The 6,515-nt window shown below is 68.0% G+C and carries 3 protein-coding genes and 1 pseudogene; 2 read left to right on the top strand and 2 right to left on the bottom strand.

What is annotated here, in order from left to right; translation table 11 throughout:
* The coding region (alaS, locus tag VGC77_RS20215) for an alanine--tRNA ligase (RefSeq protein WP_331173355.1) at positions 1–2,178 on the top strand (2,178 nt) is incomplete at its 5' end.
* Positions 2,179–2,551: 373 nt separating this feature from the next.
* Here the strand turns inward: alaS and VGC77_RS20210 are convergent.
* Positions 2,552–4,327, bottom strand: a complete 1,776-nt coding sequence (locus VGC77_RS20210) for a cation:proton antiporter (RefSeq protein ID WP_331173354.1) — start codon at positions 4,325–4,327, stop codon at positions 2,552–2,554.
* Between the two features lie 207 nt (positions 4,328–4,534).
* Here VGC77_RS20210 and ybaL point away from each other — a divergent pair, with 207 nt between their 5' ends.
* On the top strand, positions 4,535–6,184 hold the full coding sequence (gene ybaL / locus VGC77_RS20205; protein WP_331173353.1) for a YbaL family putative K(+) efflux transporter: 1,650 nt from the start codon (positions 4,535–4,537) through the stop codon (positions 6,182–6,184).
* Between the two features lie 215 nt (positions 6,185–6,399).
* Here ybaL and VGC77_RS20200 read toward each other — a convergent pair.
* Positions 6,400–6,515 (bottom strand): annotated as a pseudogene (locus tag VGC77_RS20200) (IS110 family transposase); the annotation flags it as partial.

Here is a 6,515-nt window from a genome sequence, read left to right as displayed (position 1 = left end):
GGCCCGTGCGGGCCGTGTTCGGAAATCTTCTATGACCATGGCGAGCACATTGCGGGCGGCCCGCCGGGGTCGCCGGAGGAAGACGGCGACCGCTTCATCGAGATCTGGAATCTGGTGTTCATGCAGTTCGACCAGATCGCGCCGGGGCAGCGCAATCCGCTGCCGAAGCCGTCGATCGATACCGGCATGGGGCTGGAGCGGATCGCCGCGGTGTTGCAGGGCAAGCACGACAATTACGACATCGACCTGTTCACGGCGCTGATCCGCGCCATCGCCGAATTGACCGGCGCCGATCCGAAGGGCGAGCACAAGGCCTCGCTGCGGGTGATCGCCGATCATTTGCGCGCCGCCTCGTTCCTGATCGCCGACGGCGTGCTGCCGTCGAACGAAGGCCGCGGTTATGTGCTGCGAAGGATCATGCGCCGCGCGATGCGCCACGGCCAGTTGCTCGGCGCCACCGAACCGTTGATGTGGCGGCTGGTATGGGCCTTGGTGCGCGAGATGGGCCAGGCCTATCCCGAACTGGTGCGCGCCGAGCCGATGATCGAGGAGACGCTGCGGCTGGAAGAAACCCGGTTCCGCAAGACGCTGGATCGCGGCCTGATCATCCTCGACGAGAAAAGCCACAACCTGAAAAAAGGCGACATGTTCGACGGCGAGACCGCGTTCACGCTGTACGACACCTATGGTTTTCCGCTCGATCTCACCCAGGACGCGCTGCGCAACCGCGGCATCAGCGTCGACATCGCCTCGTTCACCGACGCGATGGACCGCCAGCGCGCGAAAGCGCGGGCCTCGTGGGCGGGGTCGGGCGACACCGCCACCGAAACCGTGTGGTTCTCGTTGCGCGAACAGCTCGGCGCCACCGAGTTCCTCGGCTACGAGACCGAGAGTGCCGAGGGCGTAGTTGCGGCGCTGGTCAAGGATGGTCAGCAGGTCGATCAGCTCAAGGCCGGCGATCATGGCGCGATCGTGCTCAACCAGACGCCGTTCTACGCCGAATCCGGCGGCCAGGTCGGCGATACCGGGGTGATGACCGGCGAGGGCGTGCGCTTCCGCGTCACCGAGACCCAGAAGAAGGCGCACGATCTGTTCGTGCATCTCGGCACGGTCGAACAGGGCACGCTGACGCCGGACACCGCGCTATTGCTCGAGGTCGATCACGCCCGGCGCTCCTCGATCCGTGCCAATCACTCCGCGACTCATCTGTTGCACGAGGCGCTGCGCCAGGTGCTCGGCGATCACATCGCGCAGAAGGGCTCGCTGGTGGCCGAGGATCGCCTGCGCTTCGATTTCGTGCATCAGAAGCCGATCAGCGCCGAGGAATTGCGCCGCGTCGAAGACATCGCCAATGAGGTGGTGCTGGAGAATGACGAAGTCACCACGCGGCTGATGGCGGTCGACGACGCCCGCGAGGCCGGCGCCCGCGCGCTGTTCGGCGAGAAATACGGCGACGAGGTCCGCGTCGTGACCATGGGCAAGGGCGCCCGCCAGCACGGCAGCAACGCGCTCGGCTGGTCGGTCGAATTGTGCGGCGGCACCCATGTGCGGCGCACCGGCGACATCGGGCTGATCTCGATCACCGGCGAAAGCGCGGTGGCCTCCGGGGTGCGCCGGATCGAGGCCTTGACCGGCCGCTACGCGCGGCAGAGCGCCAATGCGGCGATTGACACCGCGAAAGCCACCGCCGCCGAGCTGCGCACGTCGGTCGACGACATGCCGGCGCGGGTCGCGGCCTTGATGGAGGAGCGCAAGAAGCTCGAGCGCGAATTGGCCGAAGCCCGCAAGAAGCTGGCGATGGGCGGCGGCGCCGGCGCCGCGGCCGCCAATGGCGAGGCCGGGGTCCGCGAGGTCGGCGGCGTCAAGCTGTTGGCGCGCGCGGTCGAGGGCATCGAGATCAAGGATCTCAAGAGCCTGGTCGATCAAGGCAAGAAGCAGCTCGGCTCCGGGGTGATCGCGCTGGTCGCCACCAGCGCCGACGGCAAGGGCTCGATCGTGGTCGGCGTGACGCCGGATCTGGTGCCGCGGTTCTCGGCGATCGATCTGGTGCGCAAGGCCTCGGAAGTGCTGGGCGGCAAGGGCGGCGGCGGCAAGCCGGACATGGCGCAGGCCGGCGGACCGGACGGTTCCAAGGCGCAGGCCGCGCTCGACGCCATCGCCGCCGCGATCGGCGGCTGAACTAACAACCCGACCGCCCGTGCCCCGGGCGCGGTGCAGCGCGTAGCGCTGCTCCGCAGAACCGGGACCGTTACGAGTGCTGTCCTGTCCAAGCCGTGCGTGAAACGGTCCCGACTCGCCTCGCAGCGCGTAGCGCTGCTTGCCGTCCGGGACACGCGCCCTCCGAGCCTGACCGAGAAAGCAGCCAGCAAATCAGGGGTTTTTGTCATTGCGAGCCGAGGGCGGTGCGCAGCGCCGGCCGAAAAGCGAAGCAATCCAGGGGCCGCATTGCCTGGCCCTGGATTGCTTCGTCGCAAGAGCTCCTCGCAATGACGCGTTGAATGCCTGATTTCATTGATCGCTTCTTCGGTCAGGCTCTCTGCGCCGCAGCGGACTAATCCGTGGCGCGGCCTTCGCGCAGCGGCTTCTTGCGCAGGTCGCGCTCGTCGTGGATGATCGCGATCACCTTGCCCATCGGCAGGCCGAGCGTCTGCAGCACCGTCGAGGCGATCTCGAAAGAGGCTTCCAGCACTTCGCGCACCACATCGCTGGCGCCGAGCTGGAACAGCCGCACCGCATGCGCGCCGTCGCGCGCCCGCACGATCACCGGGATATCGGCGCGGTCGGCGCGCACCGCCGCCACCGAATTCTCCGCCGCCGCCGGATCGTGCATCGTCACCACCACCGCCGGCGCTTCGGCGAGGCCGCATTTGCGCAGGAAGGCGCGCGAGGTGGCGTCGCCATAGACCAAGTTGCGGCCCATGTCGCGGCCCTTGGCCACCACGTCGGGATCGCGCTCGATGGCGATGAACGGCTTGCCCTGCTTGCTGAGAATGTCGCAGATGATGCGGCCGACCCGGCCGTGACCGATCACGATGGTGCGGCCGGGCTCGATCGGGCCGGGATCGTCGAAGCCGTCGGTGATCGCCGCGGCGCGGCGCGCCTGCACCCCGGCGTGGCGGCCGAGCCGCGCCAGAAACGGCGTCAGCATCATGGTGCCGGACGCCACCAGCAGCATGAATTGCTCGACCGCGGGCTGCAACAGCCCGCTGGAACCGGCCATGCCGAGCACCAGGAAAGCGAATTCGCCGCCGCCGGCGAGCAGCAGCCCGGCTTCCAGCGCCACCGGCCAGGACAGTCTGAACCAGCGCGCCAACAGCGCGATCACCACCGCCTTCAGCAGCGCCATGCCGGCCACCGAGGCGGCCAGCAGCAACGGCGTGCGCGACACTTCGGCAAGGTCGATCCGCATCCCGACCGAGATGAAGAACAGCCCCAGCAGCATGCCCTTGAACGGCTCGATGTCGACTTCGACCTGACGGCGGAACTCGGTTTCCGACAGCAACAGCCCGGCCAGGAAGGCGCCAAGCGCCATCGACAGCCCGGCGAAATGCGTCAGCAGCGAGGTGCCGACCACGATGAACAGGATCGTCGCCATGAACAATTCGCGGCTGTGGGTGCGCGCCACCAGCCGGAACAACGGCCGCAGCAGCAGCCGGCCGACGCCGACGATCACCACGATCGCGCCGGCGGCCTGCAACAGCGCCAGGCCAAGCCCGGCGGACACCGACGACGCGGTGACGGTTCCGCCGCCGCCCTCGGCGACCGCGGCGCCGAACACCACGATCAGGAACAGGATCGGGACCACCGCCAGATCCTGCGCCAGCAGCACGGCGAAGATCGAGCGGCCGGCCACCGTCGCCAGCCGCCGCTGCTCGGCCAGCAATTGCAGCACGATTGCGGTCGAGGACAGCGCCAAGCAGGCGCCGATCACCAGGCTGGCATCGAGCGTGTTGCCGAACGCCAAAGTGACCGCGCCGATCGCCGCGGTGGTCAGCACCACCTGCAGCATGCCGAAGCCGAACACCAGCCGGCGCATCGTCCACAGCCGGTCGAACGACAGTTGCAATCCGATGCTGAACAGCAGAAACGCGACGCCGAGTTCGGCAAGGCGGTCGACCGCGCTCTGCGAGGTGATCGCGATCAGGCCGAGCCAGGACCAGGTTTCGTCGAGCCGGCCGAGGCTGTGTGGGCCGAGCACCAAGCCGGCGACCAGAAAACCGAGCACCGGGCTGATGCGCAGCCGCGCCATCAGCGGGATCACAACCCCCGCGGTGCCCAGAAACACCAAAGCTTCGCGATAAACCCCGAGATCAGTTGCGGCCGCCATGCGGCCTATCAACCATGTCGAGGTGATTCCCGCGAGCGACTGGATCAAATCGGCGGCGCCTGCGGCGATAAATCGCGCCTCGTGTCGCGGATGTGATTAGCGGCCGGTGCTGCGCAGATTGTTCCATCAAATCCGGCCGCGGCGCTGCGGCTATCGGTAGCCCCCCGCAGGGTGGCCACGGGCTGCGATATCCCGCACAACGGCGCCATGGCGCATAACACCCCGCTGATATCGACGATCGTGGTCGGCCTCGTGCTGGCGTTCATTCTCGGGCTTGCGGCGCATCGCGTCCGCATCTCGCCGTTGGTCGGCTATCTCGCCGCCGGCGTGCTGATCGGGCCGTTCACGCCGGGCTATGTCGCCAACCAGAATATCGCCAGCGAACTCGCCGAGATCGGCATCATTCTGTTGATGTTCGGCGTCGGGCTGCATTTCTCGCTGAAGGATCTGTTGTCGGTGAAAGCCATCGCGATCCCCGGCGCGGTGGTGCAGATCGCGGTGGCGACGCTGTTGGGCACCGGGCTCGGCTGGCTGCTGGGCTGGCCGGTCGGCGGCGGCCTGGTGTTCGGGCTGGCGCTGTCGGTGGCCAGCACCGTGGTGCTGCTGCGGGCGTTGCAGGACCGCAGGCTGGTCGACAGCGAGCGCGGCCGGATCGCGATCGGCTGGCTGATCGTCGAGGATCTGGCGATGGTGCTGACCTTGGTGCTGCTGCCGGCGCTGGCCGGGCTGTTGAAGGGCGACGCCGGCCACGGCGCCAGCCTCGCCGCGGTGGCGCTGCCGGTGGCGATCACGCTCGGCAAGGTCGCCGCCTTCGTGGCGTTCATGCTGATCGTCGGCCGCAGGGTGATCCCCTGGCTGTTGCATTACGTGGCGCATACCGGCTCGCGCGAACTGTTTCGATTGGCGGTGTTCGCGATCTCGCTCGGCGTGGCGTTCGGCGCCGCCATGCTGTTCGACGTGTCGTTTGCGCTCGGCGCATTCTTCGCCGGCATGATCCTGTCGGAATCCGAGCTCAGCCAGCGCGCCGCCAACGAAACCCTGCCGCTGCGCGACGCCTTCGCGGTGCTATTCTTCGTCTCGGTCGGCATGCTGGTCGATCCCTCCATCATCGTCCGCGATCCGCTGCCGCTGTTCGCCACGGTGCTGATCATCATGTTCGGAAAGTCGCTGGCGGCGTTCGCGATCGTCCTCGCCTTCGGGCACCCGACCAGGACCGCGCTGACGATCTCGGCGTCGCTGGCGCAGATCGGCGAGTTTTCCTTCATCCTGGTCGGCCTCGGCGTCGCGCTCGGCCTATTGCCGGAGCGTGGCCGCGACCTGGTGCTGGCCGGCGCCATCATCTCGATCATGCTGAACCCGTTGTTCTTCGCGCTGCTCGACCGCTTGGTCTCCGATGCGGATTCCGGCAAATCCCCCGCGCCGCCGGAGGCCGAGCCGCAGCAGGGCGGCCATGTCGTGCTGGTCGGCCACGGCCGGGTCGGCGGTGCGGTCAGCGCGGCGTTGCGCGGCGCCGGCGGCGGCGTCACCATCATCGAGGACGATCCGGACGAGGTGGCACGGTTGCAGCAGCAGGGCTTCACCGCATTGCGCGGCAACGCCGCGGCGTCCGACCTGCTGCAGGCCGCCGATATCGGCCATGCCCGCGGCTTGTTGGTGGCGATCCCGGACGGCTTCGAGGGCGGCCAGATCGTCGCCAAGGCGCGCGCGCTGAACGCCAAGCTCAAGATCATCGCCCGCGCGCATTCCGAGGAGGAGGTCGCGCATCTCACCCACAACGGCGCCGACGTGGTGATCATGGGCGAGGACGAGATCGCCCGCGCCATGGTGGCGCGGATCGGCACGGCGGCGAAGGGGTAAGGCAGTTCCGCAGCGCTCACGGATCCGCTGATGCCGCCTGGCTTCGGTTGCAAGCAAACCGCCCCTCAACACATTCCGCGTCATCCTGAGGCGCCCGAGCGCAGTGAGGGCCTCGAAGGATGGGCCGCGGACGCCGTCCTTGTCGCGTCATCCTTCGAGGCCTCCCGGCAGCGCAAGCGCGCTGCGGGGAGGCGCCTCAGCGACTGTCTTGGTTGTCAAGCGTTTTGCCATGGCTGATTGTCCCGCAGGATTGCGTTGAGGGTGGTGAGGAGCTTTCGGGCGACGGCGATCAGGGCGACCATTTTGGGCTTACCAGCGCTGATCAGGCGCT

The sequence above is a fragment of the Rhodopseudomonas sp. genome, from assembly GCF_036404135.1.
Classification (GTDB): domain Bacteria; phylum Pseudomonadota; class Alphaproteobacteria; order Rhizobiales; family Xanthobacteraceae; genus Rhodopseudomonas_A.
The sequence above is the reverse complement of the archived record's forward strand: the minus strand, read 5'-3'. Positions and strand labels throughout refer to the sequence as shown.